The following is a 24689-nucleotide window of genomic DNA, read 5'->3' as shown; positions in this document are numbered from 1 at the left end:
AGCAATCCATGCTTCCGCGTGTGCGGCACTATGGATTGCTTCGCTTCGCTCGCAATGACGGACGGACTTCAATTCACCTCGAACCGGATCGGCAGCTTCTTCGGGCCGCTGACAAAATAGGCCTGCGTCATCTTCACCTCGCCGTCGAGCGATAGCGACTTCAGACGCGGCAGCAGCTCCTCGAACAGGATGCGCATCTCGAGCTTGGCCAGATACTGGCCGAGGCAGAGATGCGCGCCATAGCCGAACGCGACGTGGCGGTTGGGCTTGCGATCGCTGCGGAAGCGATCGGGGTCCTCGAACACCTCCTCGTCGCGATTGCCCGAGGCGTAACACAGCATCAGCCAATCGCCCTTGGCGATCTTGCGGCCGCCGAGCTCGGTATCCGCGGTGGCCGAGCGCATGAAATGCTTGACCGGCGTCATCCAGCGGATCGACTCGTCGACCAGACCCGGGATCAATTCCGGATTGGCCTTCACCTTGGCGAATTCCGCGGGGTCCCTGGCCAGCGCCCAGATCGCGCCGGCGGTCGATGATGAGGTGGTGTCGTGGCCCGCGGTCGCGACGATCATGTAATAGCTGGTCTGATCGTGCTCCGGCATGTAGTCGCCGCCGATCTTCGCGTTGGCGATGACGGTGGTGAGATCGTCGCGCGGGTTCTGGCGGCGATCCTCGGTGATCTTGCGGAAGTAGGCGGAGAAGTCGGCGATGATCGCCTGCAGCATCGCGGAGACCTGTTCCGCGCTGAGCGCGTCGCGGACGCGCGCGGTGTCGGGATCCTGCGGGCCGAACAGTTCCTGCGTCAGCTTGAGCATGCGCGGCTCGTCCGCCTCGGGCACGCCGAGGATCTCCATGATGACGTGCAGGGGATAGCCGAGCGCGACGTCCTCGACGAAGTCGCAGGCGCCGCCCCTCGCGAGCATGCGCTGCACCGTGGCGCGCGCGATCTCGCGGACGCGGGCCTCGAACTTGCCGAGATTGGCCGGCATGAACCAGCCTTGCGTCAGCGCGCGATATTTCGGGTGATCGGGCGCGTCCATCTGCACCAGCGAGCGCACCAGATTGGGCCCGCCGGTGATCTTGCGAACGCGCTCCTCGAGCGCCTGCGTCGTCAGCGTGGTCGGCCGGTCGGCGTTGTGGAACAGCTCGTTCTGCCGGCTGATCGCCTGGATATGGGCGTGCTTGGTCACCACCCAGAACGGATCGAACTTCTCGGGCCGCGCGATGCCGAGCGGGTTGTTGGTGCGCAGCCATCGATAGCTGTCGTGGATGCGGTCGTCCGCATAGGCGACGGGATCGACAAGGGTTGCCGCGATGTCGGCGGGGATGTCGAAATCCCCGGCCGTTGCCGTATCCATGATCGTCCTCACCCGTCGGAGCACCGGTCATGCCGATGATCACCGGAATCTAGGCGGAGGTAAGGAGAACGACTTGCGTTGATTGGCTAGCGCAGACTAGGTCATTCCGGGATGGTCCGAAGGACCAGACCTCAGATGCGCAATTGCGCATCGGGGAATCTCGAGATTCCGGGTTCGATGCTCACGCATCGCCCCGGAATGACATCCGCTCAATAATGCCCGAACGCCACCGGGCGGAACGCCTGCAGCAATTGCTGGTCGAGCTTGCCGCCCATCTCCTCCATCATGGAGAACGCCTTGGCGTGGGTGAACTGCAGCCGGTAGGCGCGCTTCTCGACCAAAGCGGCATAGACGTCGACGATCGTGGTGACGCGGACGATGTCGCTGATCTGGTTGCCGCTGAGGCCGTTCGGATAGCCGGTGCCGTCGAGGAATTCGTGGTGGTGCAGGATCACGTCGAGCATTTCCGGCGGGAAGCCGCCCTGCGCGGACAGCGCCTCGTAGCCGCGGCGCGGATGCTCGCGCATCTCGGCCATTTCCTCGACCGTCAATGCGCCGGGCTTGTCGAGCAGCGCGACCGGAACGAAGGCCTTGCCGACGTCGTGCAGCAGCGCGGCGCGGGCGAGCCGGCGCTGATCGTCCTCACGCATGCCGAGATGCTGCGCGAACGCAACCGCGAAACCGGTCACGAACAGGCAGTGGCGATAGGTCTCCTGGTGATGGCAGCCGACCGTGGTCAGCCATTCGCGCAGCGAGTTGTGCTTGATCGCCTTGAGGATCTTGTTTTCGGCGGCGACGATGTCCTCGAACTTGAGCGGCTCGCCGGCGCGCATCCGCTCGAACATCTTGACCATCACGCCGTGCGCGGCTTCGACGCCGCGGTTGAGCGCCTTGCCGCGATCGGTCTCGTCATAACCACTGTCGTCGGGGAACGCGGCGCGGATGCGCTGCAGGATGCCGCGCGCATCGAACGGCCGCGAGATCGTGTCGGTGGCGCCGAGCGCCCAGGCCTGCATCGAGGCGTGATGCAAGGCATCCGCCAGCACGAACAGCCGCGGCATCTCGCGATAGGCGTCGGCCTGCAGCTTGGCGCGGACGAGCTGCACGGCTTCGGGCGAGCGCAGGTTGATGTCGACGACGATGCCGGAGAGATCGCGGGCCGGCTGCTCGGGAATGTCGGAGGTCGGAACGGTATCGACCTCGCCCACCGAGCGCAAAATGCTCGCGAGCTCGTTGCTCTGATCGCTTCGATCTGACGCCAGCAGGAGGCGGCGCTTCGAAGTCTGGTTGTTGGCTAAGGCAGTCATGGCATCCCCGTCGCGGTAACGACCGACGCCGGGACGCTACCTGACGATGCGTTCCCTCCGGCTTAATGGGGATGCTGAACGGCGCTTAAGCGCAATGGATACAATTTGAGGGATCGCCGAATCCGCCAGCAAAATCAGGCCGGCCGAAAATCAATGCAGATGCGAGCGTCGGCGGCGAATCATGAATTTTTGCGGCTTCGAGAATGTTGATGCCGTCACCGGCCGGCCGACGCGCGGAGCAAAGGAAAACGCCGGAGAGCTCGTGCTCTCCGGCGTCCTTGTTCGTTCAGGTCGTTACGCCTTCATCGCCGCCTTCACGGCTTCCGCGGTGATCGGCAGGCCGCGGACGCGGGCACCGACCGCGTTGAAGACGGCGTTGCCGATCGCCGGCGCCACCACCGTCACCGCGGGCTCGCCGACGCCGGTCGCCTTCTCGCCATTGGCGATGACGTTGACCGCGACTTCCGGCAGCTGGCTCATCCGAAGCGGCGTGTAGCTGTCGAAGTTGGTCTGCTCGATGCCGCCGTCCTTCAACGTCGCCTTCTCGAACAGCGCCAGCGACATGCCCCACAGCGCCGCGCCCTCGACCTGGGCGCGGATGCCGTCGGGATTCACCTGCGTACCGACGTCGGTCGCAACCGTCAGCTTCTTCACCGTCACCTCGCCCGACGGGGCGACAGCGACATGGGCGACGCAGGCGGTCCAGCTCGCGGTGGCGCGCTCCTGCGACGACACGCAGGCAACCCCCATGCCTTCGCCCTTGGGCAGCTGCTTGGTGCCGTAGCCGGCAAGGCCCATCGCAGCGAGCAAGGTGTTGCGGAGGCGCTGCGCGCCGCCGTCATTCTTGCCCTTGCCGTCGAGCAACGAGATGCGCAGCTGCGCCGGGTCCTTGCCGGTCGCATGCGCGATCTCGTCGATCATGCTTTCGACCGCCCAGAACGTCCAGCCCGGCGCCACCGAGCGGAGCTGACCCGACGGGGTGGCGTTGTGCGCCATCTCGTTCTTGATCGCCCGCACATAGTGGTTGGGCACGGTGTAGAAGAAGTCCGCTCCGTTCACGGTGAAGGAGTCGAGCGGGCCTTTCTTGTCGACCGACGGTGTCAGGAAATCGGGGATTCCCCAACGCGCGGTCGGCCAGGCCGAGACCACGTCGTGGCTCATCGCGACGATCTTGCCGTCGCCGTCCATGCCGGCCTTCACCTTCTGGTAGGTCAGCGGACGCGAGAAATCCATCGTCATGTCGTTTTCGCGCGTGTAGATGACCTTGACCGGCTTGCCGACGGCCTTCGCCGCCTGCACCGCGGGCACCATCATGTCGGCGTCGAGACGCCGGCCGAAGCCGCCGCCCAGCCACATCTGGTGCATCACCACGAACTTCGGATCGATCCCGGCGGCGCCGGCCGCAATCGCGCCGGAGCGCGTCGCGAACTGGTTGCCGGAATAGATGTGCAGGATGTCGCCCTTGAACTCCGCGGTGGCGTTCATCGGCTCCATCGGCGCGTGGATGTTGATGTTGGTGGTGTATTCCGCCTCCAACAGCTTGGCCGCCGAGCCGAAGGCCGCGTTCGGATCACCGTCCTTGACGAAGAACTCTCCGGAATCGCTCAATCCCTGAAGCCGCTTGGCTTCCGTGAACAGCGATTCGCTCGACAGTTTTGCGTTCGGACCGCCGTCATAGCTGATCTTCAGCGCCGCGGCGGCCTTCTTGGCCTGCGCATAGGTGTTGGCGACCGCGACGACCCAGCCGGTCGTGGTTGTGGTCTTGTCGTCGAGGGTGACGGCCTTGATGAAGCCGGGCAGCTTCTTGGCCGCGCTATCGTCGACCGACTTCACGGTGGCGCCGTAACGCACCGGCGGGGTGACCAGCGCGCCGTGGACCATGCCCGGCACCATCACGTCGATGCCGTACTTGGCCGTGCCGTTGACCTTCGACGGAATGTCGAGCTGCGGCACCGAGACGCCGATCATGGTGTACTGGTCGGGCGTCTTGAGCTTGATCGCCTTCAGATCATCCGCCGTGAAAGTCTTGGTCGCCTTGCCGCTCTTCACCACTTCGGCGAACGACATCGACTTCTTCGACTTCGCATGGCTGATCTTGGAATCGCGCACCACCAGCTCGCCGGCCGGCACGCCCATGGAGGCCGCCGCCGCCTCGGTCAATGCGATGCGGCCGGCGGCGCCGGCGCGGCTCATGGCGTCGAAGTTCATCATCGTCGACCAGCTGCCGCCGGTGATCTGCGCGCCCAGCACGGGATCGTTGAACTTCGGATCATTGGAGGCGAGCTGAACCCGCATGTCCTTCCAGTTCGCGCCGAGCTCTTCGGCCACGATCTGCGCCATGGTCGAGGCGACGTGCTGGCCCATGTCGGCCTTGCCGCAGGTCACGGTGACGAGACCGTCGGGCGCGATCGAATACCAGACGCTCGGCTCGAAGTTGGCGGGTGCGGGTGCCGCGAGCGCCTGGTCGATGCCGGACGCTGAGTAGCCGAGCACGAGGCCGGTTGCAGCGGTGCCGACCAGGAAGGAACGGCGGCTGAGATCGGTCGTCTCGGGCGCGAGGTTTTTCACGTGCTTGTTCATGTGGCCCTCCGCTCGGATCCGGTGGCCGATGCGGTGCGCATGTCGGACGCAGCGCGCATGATCGCCTTCTGGATTCGTGAATAGGTCATGCAACGGCAGAGATTGCCGTCCATATGCGCGACCACTTCTTCCTTGGTCGGGTTGGTGTTCTTCGACAGCAGCGCCGCCGCCTGCATGATCTGGCCGGACTGGCAGTAGCCGCATTGCGGCACCTGCTCGGCGACCCAGGCCTTCTGCAAGGGATGATCGCCCTTGGCGGACAGGCCTTCGATGGTGGTGATCTTCTTGCCGACGGCGTCGGCGACCGAGGTCTGGCAGGACCGCACCGCTTCGCCGTTGACGTGAACCGTGCAGGCGCCACACAGACCGGCGCCGCAACCGAATTTGGTGCCCGTCATCTGCAATTGCTCGCGGATGACCCAAAGCAGCGGCGTGTCATTGGCCGCCTCGACGGACATATTCCGTCCGTTGATATTGAGATTTGGCATCTCTCTCCCCTTCCGGTGTAGGAAGCCGCTTACGGCGGCAACTCACTGTTGGGTCTTGGCCGGCGCCCACCGGGTCAGCGACAGTTGCCGAAACAATGATCCGGTTCCCGGCTGGAGGCAATCCAATTTGGAATTGCTCGAAAAGAATAAATTTCCGAAGATGCCTGTTGTGCGATGCGGCAACGGCATGACGCTTTTTGGAATGACAGCGTTCGTGTCTAATCGACAGGCGCTTGCTCAAAGCGTCGGCAGCAAGCACCGGCAACGCCGTCCGATGACAGCGGCGAGAGAAACACAAGGAGCCCGTCAATGGCCAAGCTCAACCGCGGCGGCGTCGACATCTACTACGAGGTTCACGGCAGCGGCCCGCCGCTGATCCTGACCCACGGCTATTCCTCGACGTCGGCGATGTGGCAGGGCCAGATCGAGGCGCTGTCGCAACGGCACAAGCTGATCCTGTGGGACATGCGCGGGCACGGCCAATCCGACTATCCCGACGATCCCGATGCCTATAGCGAAGCGCTGACGGTCGGCGACATCGCCGCTTTGCTCGACGCTGCCGGCGCCGACAAGGCGATCGTCGGCGGGCTGTCGCTGGGCGGCTACATGTCACTCGCCTTTCATCGCGCCCATCCGGAGCGGGTGCGGGCGCTGCTGATCATCGACACCGGCCCGGGCTTCAAGAAGGACGACGCCCGCGAGGTCTGGAACAAGCGCGCCCGCGAGACCGGCGACCGCTTCGACCGCGAAGGGCTCGAGGTGCTGAGATCGCTGAGCGCCGAGCGCGCGTCGGTCACCCATCGCGACGCAAGGGGCCTCGCGCTCGCGGCGCGCGGCATGCTGGCACAGCGCGATGCACGGGTGATCGAATCGCTGCCCGGGATCCGGGTGCCAGCGTTGGTTGTGGTCGGCGCCGACGACACGCCGTTCCTGGCGGCGTCCGACTACATGGCGGCAAAGATCCCTGGTGCGCAGAAGGCGGTGATTCCGAACGCCGGCCACGCCGTCAACATCGACCAGCCGCAGGCCTTCATCGCCGCGGTGCTGCCGTTCCTGGACGGCCTTGAGGCCGGCGCGCCGGGAAAGACCGCGCCATGAAGACGATCGCCGTTGCCTTGTTGCTGACTGCGGCCACGACAGGGGCGAGCGCGCAGAAGCTGCCGTTCGTAACAGCCCCGTCCACTTTCACCGCGACGTTGTCGAACACCACGCCGCTGGTGTTCGGCATGGGCGTCGCGGACGCGCAGCGCGCGCTCGGCACGCCCCTCACCTATGTCAGCGGACGGCCCGGCAACGAGATCTTCCTGACCTTCCGCGACCTCGGCGGCAGCGGGCTGTTTCCGCACCACGACCGTCTCTTCCTCCAATTCCGCAAGCACCGGCTGACCGGCTGGAAGGCCGACTGGGGCGAGAACTGGATGTGGCGATAGGGCATGGTCCGGAAACGTGCGAAGCGGTTTTCCGAAACGGCCATGCTCAAACGAAGAGCCAAAGCGCGATGACAATCTCAGCGCGCTTTGGACCTCATCATTGAGAGCTTCATGCAACCCCCAAACTGACAAGGATGGACCATGGGACAAGACATCAAACTCAAGGCTTCGGACGGATTTGAACTCGGCGCCTACCGCGCCGATCCTGCCGGCGCGCCGAAGGGCGCGGTCGTCGTGATTCAGGAGATCTTCGGCGTCAATCACCACATCCGCTCGGTCTGCGACCGGCTGGCGAAGGAAGGCTATGTCGCGGTTGCGCCGTCGATCTTCGACCGCATCACACCGAACTTCCAGAGCGGCTATTCCCCCGACGAGATCGCCGAGGCGCGGAAGTTCGTCGCCAATCCGGACTGGGCCGCGATGCTGGGCGACACCCAGGCCGCGATCGACGCGGTCAAACCGGTCGGGCCGGTCGGCATCATCGGCTTCTGCCTCGGCGGCAGCGTCGCCTATGCTGCCGCCACCAAGCTCGCCGGGCTGTCAGCCGCGGTCGGCTATTACGGCGGCGCCATCGTGCGCTTCGCCGATGACAAGCCGGCAGTGCCGACGCAGCTGCATTTCGGCGAGAAGGATGCCGGCATTCCGTTGAGCGATGTCGAGACCATCAAGTCGAAGCGGCCGGAGGTCGAGGTCTTCATCTATCCCGGCGCGCAGCACGGTTTCCATTGCGACGAGCGCGCCAGCTACGACAAGACAAGCGCCGACATCGCCTGGCCGCGCAGCATGGAATTTTTCGCGAAGCATTTGCGGAAGTGACGCTGCAAGCGTCATTCCGGGGCGATGCGCAGCATCGAACCCGGAATCTCGAGATTCCGGGTCTGGTGCTAACGCACCATCCCGGAATGACGAAGGACGCTGTCCTTCGTCAAAACCAGCGCTCGCCGACGAACACCGTATCGCCCGGGCTCATCGGCGTGCCCAGCGGCACCACGAAGCGGCCGGAGCCGGACGCATCGGTGTGGGTCAACGTCACGCTGTCGCGGCGGGCCCGCGGCGAGAAGCCGCCGGCGATCGCGACCGCGCTCTCGACCGTCATGTTCGGCACGTAGGGATATTGGCCGGGGGCCTGGACTTCGCCGAGGATGAAGAACGGACGATAGGACTCGATCTCGACCGCCACCGAAGGCTCGCGAATAAAGCCGTTGCGCAGCCGTGCCGAGATTTCGCCGGCGAGCCCGGCCGGCGTGCGGCCGCGCGCCGGCACCGAGCCGATCAGCGGCATCGTGATCGCGCCCGCGGCGTCGATCGCATAGGAATTGGTCAGGCCTTCCTGGCCGTAGACCACGACGCGGAGCTTGTCGCCGGGGCCAAGATGATAGCCGTTGTCGTAGCCGGCCGGGGGTCCACCCGGGGCGGCGGCATAGACGACCGGGGCGGCGGCCGGCGCGGCATAGCCATAACCAGGGGACGCGCTGGCGAAGGCGGAACGCAACGCGCTGATCGCACCGCCGCCGCCTGCATCGGCAACCGGAGCGGGTGCGTAGGCCGGGCCATAGCTGACGGCATCGACGCCTTGCGGGCCGACGGCGACGGGACCGGACGTGCTCATGCAGCCAGACAGCGCGAGCGCAGCCACAACGGCAGTGATCGGCAATCGTAACGCGCGTGCAACCGGCACCGGACCTATCCCTCAACGGCGAGACCGGCCCAGTCTTGCACCACTTATGGTTAATAAAGGGTTTTCGAGGGTCGAGCGGGAGGCCGGAAAAGCGGGCCTCCCATTGGCTTAACGCCGTGCCCGGCAAGAGCGCAAACCGGCTTTCCGAAGCGAGCTCTTTCTCAACAAGACGATCAGGCGGTGACGCCGACGCCGATCGGGCAGGACACGCCGGTGCCGCCGAGCCCGCAATAGCCCGCCGGATTCTTGGCGAGGTATTGCTGGTGGTAGTCCTCGGCGAAGTAGAATTCGCCGGCCGGCGCGATCTCGGTCGTGATCGCTCCAAGGCCCTTGGCGGCCAGCGCCTTCTGATACATCGCCTGCGACTCGTCGGCGGCTTTGCGCTGCGCGTCGCTGAACGTGTAGATCGCGGAGCGATATTGCGTGCCGATGTCGTTGCCCTGGCGCATGCCCTGCGTCGGGTTGTGGCTCTCCCAGAACGTCTTCAGCAGCTTCTCGTAGGAGATCTTCTTCGGGTCGAACACGACCAGCACCACTTCGGTGTGGCCGGTGCGCCCCGAGCACACTTCCTCATAGGTCGGGTTCGGCGTGTGGCCGCCGGCATAGCCGACCGCGGTGGTGTAGATCCCCTCGCCGAGTTCCCAAAATTTGCGCTCCGCGCCCCAGAAGCAGCCGAGCCCGAACACCGCCTGCTCAAGGCCTTGCGGATAAGGCGGCTGCAACTTGCTGCCATTGACGAAATGGGTGGTCGCGGTCGGGATCGGCGTCGCGCGGCCCTGCAGCGCTTCGGCGGCGCTCGGCAACGCGGTGGTCTTGCGCATGAACAACATGGATACCTCCAGGCGGGACATCGGCCGACGCGGCAACGGCCTGCGGGCCGGCTGTCACCTATATATGTCCTTACGCGGATGATGGCAGCCCCGTTACTGAGTGCTGCGGCCAAGGAAACCTGCAGCCAAGGAGGGCTGCCGACAAGTCAGTCGCGCGCGTAGCCGATCAAGGGCTTGCGCGGCCGGAACAGGATCATCAGCAGGATGCCGGCAATGCCGAGCACTGCGAACACCGGCTGCTCCAGAAGCAGGCGGATCACGTCATTCCAGAGCCAGGGCGCGAAGCGGTCCACCCAGGCATGGAATGCCTGCTGGCTCGACTGGTGGATGTCGTTCCAGAACTGGCCGAATTGGGTGAACCGCAGGCTCTGGTCGGCGACGTAGCGGGCCCCGTCATAGACCATGAAGATGAAGCTGCCGGCCAGCAGCAGAAGGCCGATCAGACGGAAAAAGCCGCGGATCATGCGTCACCCTAACTCCCAGTCGCGCCCCACGCGTCGTCAGGCCTTACCGGGCGCCCCCCGGAAATTCAACCTCTTCAGCGGCTTATCCGGCCCCCGCGGGGGCGATTTCGGGCCCTTTTTGAGTCCCGAAAGCGTTGACGCTTCAGCCCGCGCCATCTATAAGACCGGCCGATGGCGGCGGGCGCAATCCTGCCGCCGCTGTTCTTTGGACAGTGCCGCAGGCGCGGGGCAGCATTTTGCGCTCCTCGCATGGCCGCCTCAAGGACACCCAAGAAAACCACCTTGGACAAATACATCAGAGTTGAGATTTGAACCGGCCGGTGCGCGCAAGCCCGACCACCGAGCGATCACCGCCGAAGGACAGTTAGAGAACCATGGCCAACACCACCTCCGCCAAGAAGGCGACCCGCAAGATTGCCCGCCGCACCATCGTCAACAAGTCGCGCCGCACGCAGATGCGTGGCGCGGTGCGCACCGTCGAGGAAGCGATCAAGAGCGGCGACCGCGAGGCGGCACTGAAGGCGATGAGCCGCGCCGAGCCCGAGCTGATGAAGGCAGCGCAGCGCAACATCATTCACAAGAACAACGCGAGCCGTAAGGTGTCGCGTCTGTCGCAGCGGATCGCCAAGCTCGCCAAGTAAGGGCTCGGCGCGTGAGCTGACTGGAAGACACATTTGTCACGAAGCCCGGCTCGCGCCGGGCTTTTTGTTTTTGTCTCGACTTTTGTCGTGGAAGTTTCTTAGCGCGAGAACACTTCGCGTTGCCGCGCAACGAACTGCGTGTCATGTTTCGTCGCGTCCGTAGTTCTACCGGCTCAACATGCTTAATGCGCCGCACTCGCCCACAGATTGTTCTTCGCTAAGCTGGATAGATGGAATAGCGCGCAAGCATTTCGCGGCGAAACCTGCGACGCGGGGTTACCCTGCAAAAGTAATCGAGAAAAATGACGTCTCGCGAATTACTTATGCACATAGCGTTGGTCAGCGATTGGAAAAATGACCGGCGCGAGACCAAATGTAAATTTTCTATGAAAAATTTTTGGTATTGCACCGTCGTTTGTGACGCGCGTGAATCTGTGCGGTGATTCAAAAACTTGCTTTCGCAACTCAGCATCGGCAACGCCGCAACAGTCGCGAAGAGTCTCGGTCCCCGTCGAATCCACGGATTGTCAGGAAATGTGCTTGGTGTATTTATTTCTTGTTCGCGACGCCCACGGCTCTCCAGATCAGCGCGGTTTGAGACCCAGGGGCGGACGCACAAATCGGCGGCGGTGTGTGCGTTAGCGACGCTTTCCAAGCGAAGCTGGATTGACGGCTCATAGCGATATGAGGACGGACGACCTGTGTCAAAAATTCTCCGGCGATGTCCCCGGCAATTTGGGGGATCGAACAAGAGAGACCAGGACGTCGGTCGGAATCTGGCAGCGGGAACGCGGAGCGAGTGAACGGGTTGACGACGACACGGCGGCGGCGAAGCGCCGGGCATTTCGGTGTTCGGTAGCAGCAGTTCGAATTTGAAGACACGAGCAAGCTGACAACTTGCCGCGATACGTCGCGGCGGGAGGGGGAGGACTTATGCCTTACGGTATCATCACTGCAGTCGAACCAACGACAGCCGAAGCGCAAATTTCCAGTGGTGCCGTAATCAACCCCTCGGACGTCAGTTCCTACCCGCAGCGTCCGTCGAGTACGCGCTGACCTCGCGGGGCGCATCTTCTCCAAACAGCTGATCTGTCGGGTGGCGCATGGTCGCCGCACGGGAGAGCTTTGTCCGGAGCAGACCGCGCCCGCTAGAGGTCGCGCCGTGGCAGCAAACCTGCGCGGCGCTTTCGCAACGAATATCTCTCAGACTTGGAAGTACGAAGGCAATGACGAACACGGAACAGGATCGCTGGTCGCGGGTGAAGGGACGTCTGCGGACGAGCGTTGGCGAGGACGTTTACACGAGCTGGTTCGCACGGATGGATCTGGAGAGCGTGCACGACGAGAGCGTGCACCTGTCGGTTCCGACCCGGTTCCTCAAGAGCTGGATCCAGGCGCATTACGCCGATCGCGTGCTGTCCTGCTGGCAGGCCGAGATGCCGGAAGTGCACAAGATCGACCTTACCGTCCGCTCCGCGATCCGTGCGACGGCTCCGGTGAAGGAAACGGCTGCGCCCGTCGAAGTGCGCCGCATCGAGCGCACCGACGGCCGCCCCGCGCCCGAATTGCGCGCGTTTGCGACTGCGCCGGTGTCGGCAAGCCATGACGCGCTCGGCGGTTCGCCGCTCGATCCGCGCCTGACCTTTGCCAGCTTCGTCGTCGGCCGGTCCAACACGCTGGCCCATGCGGCGGCCCGCCAGGTCGCGGAAGGTCGCCGCGGCGATCCCGTGATGTTCAACCCGCTCTACATTCATGCCGGCGTCGGCCTCGGCAAGACGCACCTGCTGCAGGCGGTGACCTGGTCCGGCAATTCCGGCGGCGAGCGCAAGGTGCTGTATCTCACCGCCGAGAAGTTCATGTACGGCTTCGTCGCGGCGCTGAAGACGCAGACGGCGCTGGCCTTCAAGGAGGCGCTGCGCGGCATCGACGTGCTGGTCATCGACGATCTGCAGTTCCTGCAGGGCAAGTCGACGCAGGCCGAGTTCTGCCACACCCTGAACGCGCTGATCGATGCCGGCCGCCAGGTCGTGATCGCGGCCGACCGTCCGCCGTCGGATCTGGAAAGCCTCGACGACCGCGTGCGCTCGCGGCTCGCCGGCGGCCTCGTGGTCGAGATGGGCTCGCTCGGCGAGGAGCTGCGGCTCGGCATCCTGAAGTCGCGCGTCGCCGCGGCCCGCGTCCACCATGCAAGCTTCGACGTGCCGGAGGAGGTGCTCGACTATCTGGCGCGCACCATCACCCATAACGGCCGCGACCTTGAAGGCGCGATCAACCGCCTGCTGGCGCACTCGAAGCTCAACAACCAGCCGGTGACGCTGGAGATGGCCGAGCGCGAGGTGCGCGACCTGATCCGCCCGCAGGAGCCGAAGCGGATCAAGATCGAGGACATCCAGCGCGTGGTCGCCCGGCAGTACAATGTCAGCCGCTCCGACTTGCTGTCGTCCCGCCGCACCGCCAATGTGGTCCGTCCGCGCCAGGTCGCGATGTATCTGGCGAAGACGCTGACCTTGCGCTCACTGCCGGAGATCGGCCGGCGCTTCGGCGGCCGCGACCACACCACGGTGTTGCACGCCGTGCGCAAGATTGAGGCACTGGTCGCCAAGGACACGGCGCTCTCGGAGGAAGTCGAATCGCTGAAGCGCCAACTGCAGGAATAGGGCCGCTTCATCCGGCCGGCTCGTTCCATCACCCTCCCCTTTGCCAAAGGGGAGGGCTAAACTTTTTTCCGACCCAAAACGTGGGGAACGGGGCTCGTTTCACGCCCGTATCCCTTGCACCGGCCGCCCATACGCGCCACCTTGCGGTCCCCCCGTGGGTTTGATCAAATCCGGTATTGATCCGGCTTTTCGGGTTTCCAATGCCGCGGTGCTGCCCTGAACGGCCGCCCGGCTTTTCCATCTGAGGGATCTGGCGGGTATTGCAATGAAGGTCACCGTCGAGCGCGCGCAACTCCTGAAATCGCTGGGTCACGTTCACCGCGTGGTCGAGCGCCGCAACACCATCCCGATCCTCGGCAACGTGTTGATCCGCGCCGAGGGCGCCAAATTGTCGCTGAAGGCGACCGACCTCGACCTCGAGGTGACGGAGACCTTGGCCGCCGAGACCGGAACCGCCGGCTCGACCACGGTGCCCGCGCACATGTTCTACGACATCGTCCGCAAGCTGCCCGACGGCTCGCAGATCGTGCTGGAAGCCGATGGCGACCGCTCGGTGCTCGCCGTGCGTGCCGGCCGCTCGCGCTTCACGCTGCAGACCCTGCCCGAGAGCGACTTCCCGGGCCTTGCCGCTGGAGACATGACGCATTCGTTCTCGCTGCCGGCGTCCGACATCAAGCGCCTGATCGACCGCACCCAGTTCGCGATCTCGACCGAGGAGACCCGCTACTACCTCAACGGCATCTATCTGCACGCGGCCGGCAGCGCCAAGGCGGCGACCCTGCGCGGGGTTGCGACCGACGGCCACCGGCTGGCGCAGATCGACCTCGCGCTGCCCAAGGGCGCAACCGGCATGCCCGGCGTGATCGTCCCGCGCAAGACGGTCGGCGAGGTGCAGCGGCTGATCGAGGGCGACGACGCCGAGATCTCGATCGAGCTGTCGGACGGCAAGATCCGCTTCACGCTCGGCAATGTGGTGCTGACCTCGAAGCTGATCGACGGCACCTTCCCGGACTATGGCCGCGTCATTCCGCAGAACAACGACAAGGAACTCGTCGTCGACAAGAAGGACTTCGAGGCCGCCGTCGACCGCGTCTCGACGATTTCCAGCGAACGCGGCCGCGCGGTGAAGCTCGCGCTGTCCGCGGGCAAGCTGGTGCTCTCGGTCACCAACCCGGATTCCGGCAGCGCCACTGAAGAACTCGAGGTCGAGTACGCCTCCGACGCGCTCGATATCGGCTTCAACTCGCGCTATCTGCTCGACATCGCCGCCCAGATCGAGGGCGAGGTCGCGGTGCTGAAGCTCGCCGATCCCGGTTCGCCGACCCTGGTGCAGGACCGCGACAGCAAGGGCGCGCTCTACGTGCTGATGCCGATGCGGGTGTGATGACCCTCTCCACACGCGCAACTGCACCCTCCCCCCTTGTGGGAGAGGGTGGCGCCGAAGGCGCCGGGTGAGGGGTTGGTGCCGCGAACACCGCACCATCGACCGACCGATGAACGCCTCCGCACCTTCGCAAAGAAGATGCGCCGAGAGCCGACTGACGCGGAAGCGAAGATGTGGCGCCTGCTGCGCGATCGGCGCCTGTCGCACTTGAAATTTCGAAGGCAGGTTCCATTTCGCAATTACATTCTCGACTTCGCGTGCTTTGAGAAGCGCCTCGCCATCGAGATCGACGGCGGTCAGCACGCTTCGTCGCCGCGTGATGCATCCAGGAGTGACGCGCTTGCGGCGGAAGGCTTTCAGGTCTTGCGCTACTGGAACAATGACGTCTTGCGGACGCCCGGGGCAGTGCTGGAAGACATTGTCGCCAAGCTTGCCGAGCTGTGAGATACCCCTCACCCGTCGCCTCACTTCGTGAAGGCGCCACCCTCTCCCACAGGGGGAGAGGGGAAGGAAGACAGATGACCCCGTCCCGCATTCATCGCCTGTCGCTGACGCATTTCCGCAATTACCGGACGGCGACGCTGCAGGTCGCCGGCGACATGGTGGTGCTGGTCGGGCCGAACGGCGCCGGCAAGACCAATTGCATGGAAGCGGTCTCGTTCCTGTCGCCGGGTCGCGGCCTGCGCCGCGCGACGCTGGAGGACATCGCCGACAATCAGGGCGACGGCTCCTGGGCGGTGTCGGCCGAAGTCGAGGGCGCGCTCGGCCTCGCCACGCTCGGCACCGGTATTGATCCGCCGACCGGTGACGCCGGCAGCACAAGGCGCTGCCGCATCGACCGCGAACCGGTGGGTTCCGCGACCGCTTTCGGCGATCATTTGCGCATCGTGTGGCTGACGCCGGCGATGGACGGCCTGTTCATGGGCGCCGCCTCGGAACGGCGGCGCTTCTTCGATCGCCTGGTGCTGGCGATCGATTCCGAGCATTCCAGCCGCGTCTCCGCGCTGGAGCGCTCGCTGCGCTCGCGCAACCGGCTGCTCGAGGTGCGCAACTATGACGACCATTGGTGTGACGCGATCGAGCGCGAGACCGCGGAGCTTGCGGTCGCGGTCGCCGCGTCGCGCGGCCAGACCGCCGCCAAGCTCGCCGTGATGCTGCGCGAGCGCGGCGCCGCCTCGGCCTTCCCCTCCGCCGAGATCATGCTCGACGGCTGGATGGAGAACGCGCTGCTACAGGAGCCCGCAACCGCAGTGGAGGACCGCTACCGCGAGATCCTGCGCGCCGGCCGGCCGCGCGATGCCGCCGCCGGCCGCACGCTGGACGGCCCGCATCTGACCGATCTGCAGGTGATCTACGCGCCGAAGAACATGCCGGCGCGTGACGCCTCGACCGGCGAGCAGAAGGCGCTCTTGATCGGGCTGGTGCTGGCGCACGCCACGATGGTCGCGGAGATGACCGGCATCGCACCGCTGCTGCTGCTCGACGAGGTCGTCGCCCATCTCGATCCGAACCGCCGCAAGGCGCTGTTCGACGAGCTCGCCAAGCTCGGCGCGCAGGTCTGGATGACCGGCGCCGATCCCGCGGCGTTCGTCGACATCGGCCCTCGGGGGGAGATTTTCGACGTCGAATCCGGCCGCGCCACGCGGCGCGGCTGATTGGCTAGTCTAGGGCAATCTGAAGCGATGGCGCCGTCGCAGAGCGCATTGCCAAAATATCGAAAACAACCCCATGCAAAGTAGCCAGCGGCGGCCGGCGTTCGACCAAGCAGCTTGACACGTCGGGCAACTCAGGAACATTATTCTAATATTCCGAAATTGCGCCAGCATCCCTCGCCCCCGGTTCGCCCATGCCCAGCGGGGAGAAGCGAACCTCCGAAGCCGCTCCAATTCAGCCTGGTCTCATCATGTTTCTGGCGGCGCAGAATCGGCCTCGATGAGGGCTCCGAATCCGCCACCGAATCGGGCTTTTCAAAGCCCTCGGAATCCGCCTTTGAAGACCTTGAAAAAGGCCTAAAAAATCCCATCTATTCAATAGTTTGTAGATGGAGACTTTGCGCTAGGCGCAACCCCTCTTTCGTGGCACAAATAGCGGAATCAGCGCCTCATTTTGTGCAGCTGATTCGGGACATCCTCGAAGGCCTCACATGACTGAACCTGCCCGGCAGACCCCTGCCGAATCTGAGCATCCCATTCCGGCTGAATATGGTGCGGAATCGATCCGGGTGCTGAAGGGCCTCGACGCCGTCCGCAAGCGGCCCGGCATGTATATCGGCGACACCGACGACGGTTCCGGCCTGCACCACATGGTCTACGAGGTCGTCGACAATGCGATCGACGAGGCGCTGGCGGGCCATGCCAGCCGCGTCCTGGTCACCCTCAACGCCGACAATTCCGTCACCGTGTACGACGACGGACGCGGCATTCCGGTCGGCATCCACAAGGAAGAGGGCGTCTCGGCAGCCGAAGTCATCATGACCCAGCTGCACGCCGGCGGAAAATTCGACCAGAACTCCTACAAGGTTTCCGGCGGTCTGCACGGCGTCGGCGTCTCCGTCGTCAACGCGCTCTCCAGCAAGCTCGCGCTGCGGATCTGGCGCGACGACAAGGAGCACTACATCGAATTCGCGCACGGCGACGCCGTGGCGCCGCTCAAGGTGGTCGGCGATGCCCCGGGCAAGCGCGGCACCGAGGTCACCTTCCTCGCCTCGACCGAGACCTTCAAGAACGTCGAATACGATTTCGCGACGCTCGAGCACCGGCTGCGCGAGCTCGCCTTCCTCAACTCCGGCGTCCACATCGTGCTGTCCGACATGCGCCACGCGGTCGAGAAGCGCGAGGAGATGCATTATTCCGGCGGCGTCGAGGAATTCGTCAAATATCTCGACCGCAACAAGAAGGCGATCGTGCCGGCGCCGATCATGGTGCGATCGGAAGCCAACGGCATCGGCGTCGAGGCGGCGCTGTGGTGGAACGACAGCTACCACGAGAACGTGCTGTGCTTCACCAACAACATCCCGCAGCGCGACGGCGGCACCCATCTGGCCGGCTTCCGCGGCGCGCTGACGCGCCAGGTCAACGGCTATGCCGAGGCCAATGCGAAAAAGGAAAAGATCGCGCTGACCGGCGACGATTGCCGCGAAGGCCTCACCGCGGTGCTGTCGGTGAAGGTGCCCGATCCGAAATTCTCGTCGCAGACCAAGGACAAGCTGGTGTCCTCGGAGGTTCGACCGGTGGTCGAGAACGTCCTGAACGAGGCGCTGGCCGCCTGGTTCGAGGAGAATCCGAAGGAAGCCAAGGAAATCGTCGGCAAGGTGATCCAGGCCGCCGCAGCCCGCGAGGCTGCACGCAAGGCGCGCGAGCTGACACGCAAGAATCCGCTCAGCGTCTCCTCGCTGCCCGGCAAGCTCGCCGACTGCCAGGAAAAGGATCCGGCGAAGTCTGAGCTGTTCATCGTCGAGGGCGACTCGGCAGGCGGCAGCGCCAAGCAGGGCCGCAATCGCGAATTCCAGGCGGTGCTGCCGCTGCGCGGCAAGATCCTGAATGTCGAGCGCGTGCGCCCCGACAAGATGCTGTCGTCAGAGCAGATCGGCACCCTGATCACCGCGCTCGGCACCGGCATCAGCGACGATTTCTCGGTCGACAAGCTGCGCTATCACAAGATCATCGTGATGACCGACGCCGACGTCGACGGCGCCCATATCCGCACGCTGCTGCTGACCTTCTTCTATCGCCAGATGCGCTCGATCATCGACGGCGGCTTCCTCTATATCGCCCAGCCGCCGCTCTATAAGGTCTCGCGCGGCAAGTCCGAGCAATATCTGAAGGACGAGCGCGCGCTCGAGGATTATCTGATCTCGACCGGGCTCGACGAGTGCGTCTTCAAGCCGGCCTCCGGCGACGACCGCTCGGGCCGTGATCTGCTGTCGCTGGTCGAAGACGCCCGGGTCATCCGCTCGGTGCTGCGCAACCTGCACAGCCGCTATAATCGCGCCGTCATCGAGCAGGCCGCGATCGCGGGCGTGCTCAATCCCAGAATCACGAGCGATATCGCCACCGCCAATTCGGCGGCCGAATACATTGCCAAGCGGCTGGACGCCGTGGCCGAAGAGGTCGAGCGCGGCTGGATCGGCACCTTCACGGAAGGCCAGGGGTTTCAGTTCGAGCGCACCGTGCGCGGGGTCAGGGAATTCGCCGTGATCGACGACGCCTTCCTCGGCTCGGCCGACGCCCGCAAGCTCGATGAATACGCGACCGAACTGCAGGAGATCTACGTGCGCGCGGGCAAGCTGCGGCGCAAGGATGCCGAGCAGATCATCCACGGCCCGATCGACCTGTTCGAGGCCGTGACCGACGCCGCCCGCAAGGGCATCTCGCTGCAGCGCTACAAAGGTCTCGGCGAGATGAACCCGGAACAGCTCTGGGAGACCACGCTGGACACCGAGGCGCGCTCGCTGCTGCAGGTGAAGATTAAGGAGGTCGACGAGGCCGACGATATCTTCACCAAGCTGATGGGCGACGTGGTCGAGCCGCGCCGTGAGTTCATCCAGGACAATTCGCTCAGCGCCACCATCGACATCTAGGGTTCTGCGGACGGCCAGGCGGGCGTGCGCTTCTCGGCGCCGGCGCGGCGCTACCTTTCGTGTGGAAGCTGCGCCGGAAGTTGTGTTACGGTGCCGGACGGCCGTTGATTCCGTTGTGGAATTTCCAATGGCCCGGTCTGAATGATGCGTTAGGGGACAATCCGCGTGCCGCCGATCCAATACATCGTCGAAGGCGGCCGCCGCCTTTCGGGCACCATCGAGCCATCTGGCAACAAGAACTCCGCGCTGCCGATCATCGCCGCGGCACTGCTCACCGAGCACCCGGTCACGCTGACCAACGTGCCGCGCATCCGCGACACCGAAACGCTGGTCGAATTGTGCCGCTCGGTCGGCGCCACCGCCGAATGGACCGAGCGCAACACGCTGCAGATTCATGCCAAGGAGATCCGCGCCGCCGATCTCGATCCGGCGCTATGCGCGCGCATCCGCGCCTCGATCCTGCTCGCAGGCCCGCTGCTCGCCCGCTGCGGCGAGGTCGCGCTGCCGCCGCCCGGCGGCGACGTGATCGGCCGCCGCCGGCTCGACACGCACTTCCTGGCCTTCGAGCAGCTCGGCGCCACCGTCACCGCGACACACCGGCTCGAATTCCGCGCCACGCGGCTGAAGGGCGCCGACGTGTTCCTCGACGAGCCCAGCGTCACCGCGACGGAGAACGCGCTGGTCGCCGCCGTCGCCGCCCGCGGCACCACCTATCTGCGCAACGCGGCCTCCGAGCCGCACGTGCAGGACCTCGCCAATTTCCTGATCGCGCTCGGCGCCAGGATCGAAGGTGTCGGCACCAACACCATCGTCGTGCACGGGCCGGCGACGCTCGGCAGCACGACTTTCGCGATCCAGCCCGACCATATCGAGGTCGGATCGCTGATCGGGCTTGCCGCGGTGACCCGCTCGCCGCTGCGCATCGCGCGCGCCGGCGTCGAGCATCTGCGCTCGATCCGGATGGGTTTTGAGCGGCTCGGCATCGTCTGCGGCGTCGAGGGCGACGACCTCGTCGTACCGTCCGGCCAGACCATGAAGATCCAGGACGATTTCGGCGGCCATGTGCCGAAGCTCGAGGACCAGCCCTGGCCGGCCTTCCCGGCCGACCTGATGTCGATCGCGATCGTCACCGCGACGCAGTGCGACGGCGTCATCCTGATGCACGAGAAGATGTTCGAATCCCGGATGTTCTTCGTCGACAACCTGATCGCGATGGGTGGCCGCATCGTGCTGTGCGACCCGCACCGCGCGATCGTCGCCGGCCCCAGCCGGCTGCGCGGCGCGCCGATGAACTCGCCCGACATCCGGGCAGGTATGGCGATGCTGCTCGCCGCGGTGTGCGCCGAGGGCACCTCCACCATCAACAACGCCGACCAGATCGAGCGCGGCTATGAGCGGATCGATGAGCGGCTCAACGCCCTCGGCGCCAAGATCAAGCGGATTCCCGCGCGATCGTGATTCCCTGCGGCAGCTTGGCCATCCTTCCGGCCGGTTTGCCGTGCTAAGCGTGCCGTCATGACCTGCATCGACAAGATCGACCCGGCCGCGCCGAACGCGGCCGTTGTCGTCCCTCGCAACCTGCTCACGGCCGAGCTCGCGGAAACGCTGAAGCTCGCGGTGCCGCTCGCGCTGACGCAGCTCGGTCAGATCGCAATGATGACGACCGATCTCGCCTTCATCGGCCGGCTCGGCAGCGAAAAGGTCGCCGCCGCGGCGCTGGCGCATACCGTGTATTTCGTCAGCTTCACCATCGGCATGGGCATGATGTCGGCGGTCTCGCCCTTGGCCGCGCAGGCGTTCGGCGCGCGCAACCCGCGCGTGATGCGGCGCGCGCTCCGCGTCGGCCTGTGGGCCGGCTTCTTCATGGTGCTGCCGCTGATGGCGCTGCCGTTCCAGGGCGAGCGCATCCTGCTCGCGCTCGGCCAGACCCAAGCCACCGCGCATCTGGCGCAGCAATATCTGTTCGGGCTCGCCTGGGGCATCTTGCCGGCGCTGTGGTTCATCGCGCTCCGCGGCTTCATGAGCGCCGTGAACCGGCCGGAGCCGGTGCTGTGGATCACGCTTGCCGCGATCCCGGCCAATGCGCTGATGGTCTACCTGTTGCTGTACGGCAAATGGGGCATGCCCGAACTCGGCATGTTCGGCGCCGGGCTTGCGACCACGATCGTCAATCTCGGCACCTTCCTTGCCGGCGTGTGGTTCGCGGCGCGCCGGCGCCCGTTCCGCAAGTACCACGTATTCAGCCGCGTCTGGCGCATCGACTGGCCGCTGATGGGCAAGCTGGTCGCCGTCGGCGCGCCGATCTCGATCGCCTTCCTGCTGGAATACGGCCTGTTCGGTGCGGCCGGTCTGCTGATGGGGCTGATCAGCACCACGGCGCTGGCCGCGCACCAGATCGCGCTGCAGATCGCGGCGATCCTGTTCATGGTGCCGTTCGGCGTCAGCATGGCCGCTACCGTGCGGGTCGGCCAGGCCGTCGGCCGCCGCGATACCGACGCGGTGCAGCGTGCCGGCTTTGTCGCGGTCGCATTGTCCGGCGTCTTCATGAGCGTCATGACGCTCGCGGTGATCCTCGCGCGTTTCGAGATCGCGGCGCTGTTTCTCGGCGAGGCCTCCGACACCACCGCGCAGCTCACCGCGGCGCTGCTGTTGATCGGCGCGACCTTCTTCATCGCCGACGGCATCCAGACCACCACCGCGGGCGCGCTGCGCGGCATGAACGACACCCAGGTGCCGCTGCTGTTCGCCGTCATCAGCTATTGGCTGATCGGCTTCGCGTCGGCCTCCGCGCTCGCCTTCTGGGCGAAGCTCGACGCCGCCGGTGTCTGGATCGGGCTGTCGCTCGGGACGGCGGTCTATGCGACCCTCCTTGTCTTGCGTTTCCGCCTGCTGGCACGCAGACTGGGCAAATGAGGGTCGACGAGGTCACGCCGAACGTGGATTCAGCCGCGCTGCTCGCCGGCGCGCAATTCATCGATGCGTTCCGGATCGCGACCACGCGTCCGGACCTCGACGCGCGCCACGCCGCCGAAGCGATGGTGACGCGCCAGCCGCGCTGGTTCGAATGGCTGGTCGCCTTGCGCAATCTCCTGGTCGCGCCGCTCGGCCTGAAGACGTCAGGCGCAACTGAGGGCGTGGCGCGCGACATGATCGGGATCTTTCCGGTGGTCAGCGAAACGCCGGAGCGGCTGGTTGCGGGCTTCAACGACAAGCATCTCGACTTCCGGCTCGTCGTCGACGTCGCGCCCGCAGGGCCCGCGCGCAGCATCACCGCGACCACGCTGGTGCTCACCCATAACTGGCTCGGGCGGGCCTATCTTACGGTGATCATGCCGTTCCACCGCCTGATCGTGCCCGCGATGCTGCGCAAGGCCGTAGACTGAGCCCTGCTCCATCTCAAGCCGCGCTCTTCTCCGGCGTGTCGGCGACGATCTTCTCGGAGCCGTCGGCGTTGGTGCACCAATTGCCGTGGCAGCGCTTGAGGTCGTTGAGATTCTGCCGCATCTGGTCGAGCGAGAAGCCGAGCGCGTAGAAGCGCTCGGCGGCATCGACCGGCAGGCCGCGGATCAGGCCATCCCTGCGGACCGCGGCGACCTCCTCGCTATAGGCATGCAGCGCGGCATCGACCGGCGCCATGTCGGCCGGGCCGCTGCCGGCGCGCAAGGCGGTCGCGACCGCCACCATGTAAGTCACGATCGCCTTGCTGACGTCGGCCAATGGCCGCGCCAGCCTCGCCTGAATATCCGTCGGCAGCGGCACCACACAGGCGCGCCCGATCATCACGACGTCGTGCCGCAGCCGCTGGATGGTCCGCAGCAACGGACCGGTGTCCGGCCCCGATGACAGATGCATCGAGCGCTCGCGCTCGGCCTCGAGGCCGGTCGCGTGCAGATTGGTCACCGCGGTGCCGATGCCGTCCTGGATCCGGTGCAGCGCGTCGTTGTCGAGGCCGCGGGTCAGCCCGGCGAGCAATTCGGCGAACGCCGCCGACAGCAGCTCCAACAGCTTCGATCCATTGACCCTGATTTGGCTGACCGCGCGCGACGGCAGCACCAGGAACGAGATCAGGAGCCCGGTGAGCGCGCCGACCGTCACCTCGAGGACGCGGTCGATCGCGGAATCCAGCGGGTTGGAGTGATGCATCGTCGGCAGCAGCAGCACGATCACCGCCGTCACCGTCGCAGAGTTCAGGCTCGGATTGAGCGCGGCGATGAAGGCCAGCGGCACGATCGCCAGCACCAGCAGCGCCAGCAGGCTGCCCTCGCCGGAATGCGGGATCAAAACTGCAATCGCGCCGCCATAGACGGCGCCGCCGATGGTACCGAGCATGTAGTCGCGGCTGGCCTTCAGCGAGCGGCCGACGCTCATCTGGGTCACGATCAGCGAGGTCAGCACCGCCCAGAGCGGCAGCATCAGGTTGAGCGCCAGCGCGATGGTATAGGCCGCCACGCCGGCGGACGCGATCCGGACCGCCAGCGCCAGCTGCGTCTTGCGGGTCCAGAGCTGGTCGAACATGCGTTTTGCGAAGGTCCTCATGCACCGTGATCCGCAATCAAAGGAAAGGCCCGTGTTACATGACTTGAAGCTAACCGACCTGAAGCTAACCGATCTGGAGCATGGCAGCTGCCCGCGGCGGCAAGGTGGCTTGAAAGGCCTGACCTGCCCGCCTACCCTGCGCCGCAAAATTGAGGAAACACGATGGCCCACGAAACCGCAACGCTCGCCGCCTATGTCGCCGACCTGAAATATTCCGACATTCCGCCGGAGGTGCTGGAGCGCGCCAAGGTTTTGACGCTGGATTTCCTCGGCAGCACCATCCGCGCCCGGCGCGACGCGGAATCGACGCCCTCGCTGATGAAGATGCTGGAGGCGCTGGCGCTCGACGGCAAGGGCGAGGCCACCGTGTTCGGCGACACCAAGACCTGGACCCCGGCGGTCGCCGCGCTGCTCAACGGCGCGCTCGGCCATTCGCTCGACTTCGACGACACCCACGCCGATTCCTCGCTGCATCCGAGCGCACCGGTGGTGCCCGCCGCGTTCGCGGTCGGCGAGATGGTCGGCGCCTCCGGCCGCGACGTGCTGACCGCGATCGTCGCCGGTTATGAAGTGTGCTGCCGGCTCGGCAACGCGCTCGACCCGACCTCGCATTACGCCCGCGGCTTCCACCCGACCGCGACCGCCGGCACCTATGGCGCCGCCGCGGCGGCGGCCAAGCTGTTCGGATTGTCGAAAGAGCAGATCGTCTCCGCGTTCGGCGTCTCCGGCAGCCAGGCTGCGGGCTCGCTGCAATTCC

The 24689-nt window shown here is 65.4% G+C and carries 21 protein-coding genes; 13 read left to right on the top strand and 8 right to left on the bottom strand.

Annotated features, from left to right (window positions below; genetic code table 11):
* Nucleotides 1–68: 68 nt before the first annotated feature.
* From IF803_RS34625 to IF803_RS34610, 4 genes are all read right to left on the bottom strand, one after another.
* Entirely contained in the window at nt 69–1358 is a 1290-nt protein-coding gene (locus tag IF803_RS34625; RefSeq protein WP_461195280.1) for a cytochrome P450, read from the bottom strand.
* A gap of 209 nt (nt 1359–1567) precedes the next feature.
* The gene (locus IF803_RS34620) at nt 1568–2665 is read right to left on the bottom strand and encodes an HD-GYP domain-containing protein (protein WP_028341404.1); all 1098 of its coding nucleotides are present in this window, start codon (nt 2663–2665) and stop codon (nt 1568–1570) included.
* 294 nt (nt 2666–2959) lie between these two features.
* Nucleotides 2960–5245: a xanthine dehydrogenase family protein molybdopterin-binding subunit gene (locus tag IF803_RS34615; protein WP_461195278.1), complete on the bottom strand. Its 2286-nt coding sequence runs from the start codon at nt 5243–5245 to the stop codon at nt 2960–2962.
* The gene (locus IF803_RS34610) at nt 5242–5733 is read right to left on the bottom strand and encodes a (2Fe-2S)-binding protein (protein ID WP_026192016.1); all 492 of its coding nucleotides are present in this window, start codon (nt 5731–5733) and stop codon (nt 5242–5244) included. Before IF803_RS34610 ends, IF803_RS34615 begins: the two co-directional genes overlap by 4 nt.
* Nucleotides 5734–6042: 309 nt before the next feature.
* Between IF803_RS34610 and IF803_RS34605 the strand changes: the two genes are divergently transcribed.
* The 3 genes from IF803_RS34605 (at nt 6043) to IF803_RS34595 (ending at nt 7979) form a co-directional block, all read left to right on the top strand.
* A complete protein-coding gene (locus tag IF803_RS34605) occupies nt 6043–6831 on the top strand; it encodes an alpha/beta fold hydrolase (protein WP_461195276.1) in 789 nt (262 codons plus the stop codon).
* Nucleotides 6828–7163: a hypothetical protein gene (locus tag IF803_RS34600; RefSeq protein WP_028341400.1), complete on the top strand. Its 336-nt coding sequence runs from the start codon at nt 6828–6830 to the stop codon at nt 7161–7163. The genes IF803_RS34605 and IF803_RS34600 overlap by 4 nt, the downstream gene beginning before the upstream one ends.
* Nucleotides 7164–7304: 141 nt before the next feature.
* Nucleotides 7305–7979, top strand: a complete 675-nt coding sequence (locus tag IF803_RS34595; protein WP_461195274.1) for a dienelactone hydrolase family protein — start codon at nt 7305–7307, stop codon at nt 7977–7979.
* A 109-nt stretch (nt 7980–8088) separates the two neighbouring features.
* Here the strand turns inward: IF803_RS34595 and IF803_RS34590 are convergent, their stop codons facing one another.
* The 3 genes from IF803_RS34590 to IF803_RS34580 form a co-directional block, all read right to left on the bottom strand.
* Nucleotides 8089–8841 carry a polysaccharide biosynthesis/export family protein gene (locus IF803_RS34590; RefSeq protein WP_411782668.1) on the bottom strand — a complete coding sequence of 251 codons (753 nt, stop codon included), beginning with the start codon at nt 8839–8841 and terminating at the stop codon, nt 8089–8091.
* A 173-nt stretch (nt 8842–9014) separates the two neighbouring features.
* Nucleotides 9015–9671 (bottom strand): peptide-methionine (S)-S-oxide reductase MsrA, encoded by a 657-nt coding sequence (msrA, locus tag IF803_RS34585; RefSeq protein WP_411782669.1) that lies wholly within the window; start codon nt 9669–9671, stop codon nt 9015–9017.
* 146 nt (nt 9672–9817) lie between these two features.
* On the bottom strand, nt 9818–10135 hold the full coding sequence (locus IF803_RS34580; RefSeq protein WP_016842666.1) for a hypothetical protein: 318 nt from the start codon (nt 10133–10135) through the stop codon (nt 9818–9820).
* 374 nt (nt 10136–10509) lie between these two features.
* Between IF803_RS34580 and rpsT the strand changes: the two genes are divergently transcribed.
* The 9 genes from rpsT to IF803_RS34535 all read left to right on the top strand — a co-directional run bounded on the left by rpsT (nt 10510) and on the right by IF803_RS34535 (nt 22779).
* The gene (gene rpsT / locus IF803_RS34575; RefSeq protein ID WP_016842667.1) at nt 10510–10776 is read left to right on the top strand and encodes a 30S ribosomal protein S20; all 267 of its coding nucleotides are present in this window, start codon (nt 10510–10512) and stop codon (nt 10774–10776) included.
* A gap of 1226 nt (nt 10777–12002) precedes the next feature.
* Entirely contained in the window at nt 12003–13433 is a 1431-nt protein-coding gene (gene dnaA / locus IF803_RS34570) for a chromosomal replication initiator protein DnaA (protein WP_461195271.1), read from the top strand.
* Between the two features lie 265 nt (nt 13434–13698).
* A complete protein-coding gene (dnaN, locus tag IF803_RS34565) occupies nt 13699–14817 on the top strand; it encodes a DNA polymerase III subunit beta (RefSeq protein WP_074126563.1) in 1119 nt (372 codons plus the stop codon).
* A gap of 78 nt (nt 14818–14895) precedes the next feature.
* Complete coding sequence (locus IF803_RS34560) at nt 14896–15261, top strand: endonuclease domain-containing protein (RefSeq protein ID WP_461195305.1); 366 nt, start codon at nt 14896–14898, stop codon at nt 15259–15261.
* 74 nt (nt 15262–15335) lie between these two features.
* Nucleotides 15336–16472 (top strand): DNA replication/repair protein RecF, encoded by a 1137-nt coding sequence (gene recF / locus IF803_RS34555; RefSeq protein WP_028341394.1) that lies wholly within the window; start codon nt 15336–15338, stop codon nt 16470–16472.
* A gap of 488 nt (nt 16473–16960) precedes the next feature.
* Nucleotides 16961–19396 (top strand): DNA topoisomerase (ATP-hydrolyzing) subunit B, encoded by a 2436-nt coding sequence (gene gyrB, locus IF803_RS34550; protein WP_461195269.1) that lies wholly within the window; start codon nt 16961–16963, stop codon nt 19394–19396.
* Nucleotides 19397–19561: 165 nt separating this feature from the next.
* On the top strand, nt 19562–20854 hold the full coding sequence (murA, locus tag IF803_RS34545; RefSeq protein ID WP_411782674.1) for a UDP-N-acetylglucosamine 1-carboxyvinyltransferase: 1293 nt from the start codon (nt 19562–19564) through the stop codon (nt 20852–20854).
* Between the two features lie 57 nt (nt 20855–20911).
* A complete protein-coding gene (locus IF803_RS34540; RefSeq protein ID WP_461195267.1) occupies nt 20912–22309 on the top strand; it encodes an MATE family efflux transporter in 1398 nt (465 codons plus the stop codon).
* Nucleotides 22306–22779 (top strand): DUF2867 domain-containing protein, encoded by a 474-nt coding sequence (locus tag IF803_RS34535; RefSeq protein WP_212057907.1) that lies wholly within the window; start codon nt 22306–22308, stop codon nt 22777–22779. The genes IF803_RS34540 and IF803_RS34535 overlap by 4 nt, the downstream gene beginning before the upstream one ends.
* 13 nt (nt 22780–22792) lie before the next feature.
* Here IF803_RS34535 and IF803_RS34530 read toward each other — a convergent pair whose 3' ends face one another.
* Nucleotides 22793–23932 carry an FUSC family protein gene (locus tag IF803_RS34530; protein ID WP_028341389.1) on the bottom strand — a complete coding sequence of 380 codons (1140 nt, stop codon included), beginning with the start codon at nt 23930–23932 and terminating at the stop codon, nt 22793–22795.
* A 162-nt stretch (nt 23933–24094) separates the two neighbouring features.
* Between IF803_RS34530 and IF803_RS34525 the strand changes: the two genes are divergently transcribed.
* A partial coding sequence (locus IF803_RS34525; protein ID WP_461195265.1) for an MmgE/PrpD family protein occupies nt 24095–24689 on the top strand: 595 nt, incomplete at its 3' end.

This window comes from Bradyrhizobium sp. UFLA06-06 (assembly GCF_054820065.1).
The sequence above is the reverse complement of the archived record's forward strand: the minus strand, read 5'-3'. Positions and strand labels throughout refer to the sequence as shown.

Excerpts from the sequence above, each read along its gene's own strand:
- dnaN (WP_074126563.1), top strand. The coding sequence starts at position 13,699 with ATGAAGGTCACCGTCGAGCGCGCGCAACTCCTGAAATCGCTGGGTCAC.
- IF803_RS34535 (WP_212057907.1), top strand. The coding sequence starts at position 22,306 with ATGAGGGTCGACGAGGTCACGCCGAACGTGGATTCAGCCGCGCTGCTC.
- IF803_RS34600 (WP_028341400.1), top strand. The coding sequence starts at position 6,828 with ATGAAGACGATCGCCGTTGCCTTGTTGCTGACTGCGGCCACGACAGGG.
- gyrB (WP_461195269.1), top strand. The coding sequence starts at position 16,961 with ATGACTGAACCTGCCCGGCAGACCCCTGCCGAATCTGAGCATCCCATT.
- IF803_RS34530 (WP_028341389.1), bottom strand. The coding sequence starts at position 23,932 with ATGAGGACCTTCGCAAAACGCATGTTCGACCAGCTCTGGACCCGCAAG.
- msrA (WP_411782669.1), bottom strand. The coding sequence starts at position 9,671 with ATGTTGTTCATGCGCAAGACCACCGCGTTGCCGAGCGCCGCCGAAGCG.
- IF803_RS34580 (WP_016842666.1), bottom strand. The coding sequence starts at position 10,135 with ATGATCCGCGGCTTTTTCCGTCTGATCGGCCTTCTGCTGCTGGCCGGC.
- IF803_RS34595 (WP_461195274.1), top strand. The coding sequence starts at position 7,305 with ATGGGACAAGACATCAAACTCAAGGCTTCGGACGGATTTGAACTCGGC.
- IF803_RS34605 (WP_461195276.1), top strand. The coding sequence starts at position 6,043 with ATGGCCAAGCTCAACCGCGGCGGCGTCGACATCTACTACGAGGTTCAC.
- recF (WP_028341394.1), top strand. The coding sequence starts at position 15,336 with ATGACCCCGTCCCGCATTCATCGCCTGTCGCTGACGCATTTCCGCAAT.
- IF803_RS34540 (WP_461195267.1), top strand. The coding sequence starts at position 20,912 with ATGACCTGCATCGACAAGATCGACCCGGCCGCGCCGAACGCGGCCGTT.
- IF803_RS34615 (WP_461195278.1), bottom strand. The coding sequence starts at position 5,245 with ATGAACAAGCACGTGAAAAACCTCGCGCCCGAGACGACCGATCTCAGC.
- IF803_RS34620 (WP_028341404.1), bottom strand. The coding sequence starts at position 2,665 with ATGACTGCCTTAGCCAACAACCAGACTTCGAAGCGCCGCCTCCTGCTG.
- IF803_RS34610 (WP_026192016.1), bottom strand. The coding sequence starts at position 5,733 with ATGCCAAATCTCAATATCAACGGACGGAATATGTCCGTCGAGGCGGCC.
- rpsT (WP_016842667.1), top strand. The coding sequence starts at position 10,510 with ATGGCCAACACCACCTCCGCCAAGAAGGCGACCCGCAAGATTGCCCGC.
- dnaA (WP_461195271.1), top strand. The coding sequence starts at position 12,003 with ATGACGAACACGGAACAGGATCGCTGGTCGCGGGTGAAGGGACGTCTG.
- IF803_RS34625 (WP_461195280.1), bottom strand. The coding sequence starts at position 1,358 with ATGGATACGGCAACGGCCGGGGATTTCGACATCCCCGCCGACATCGCG.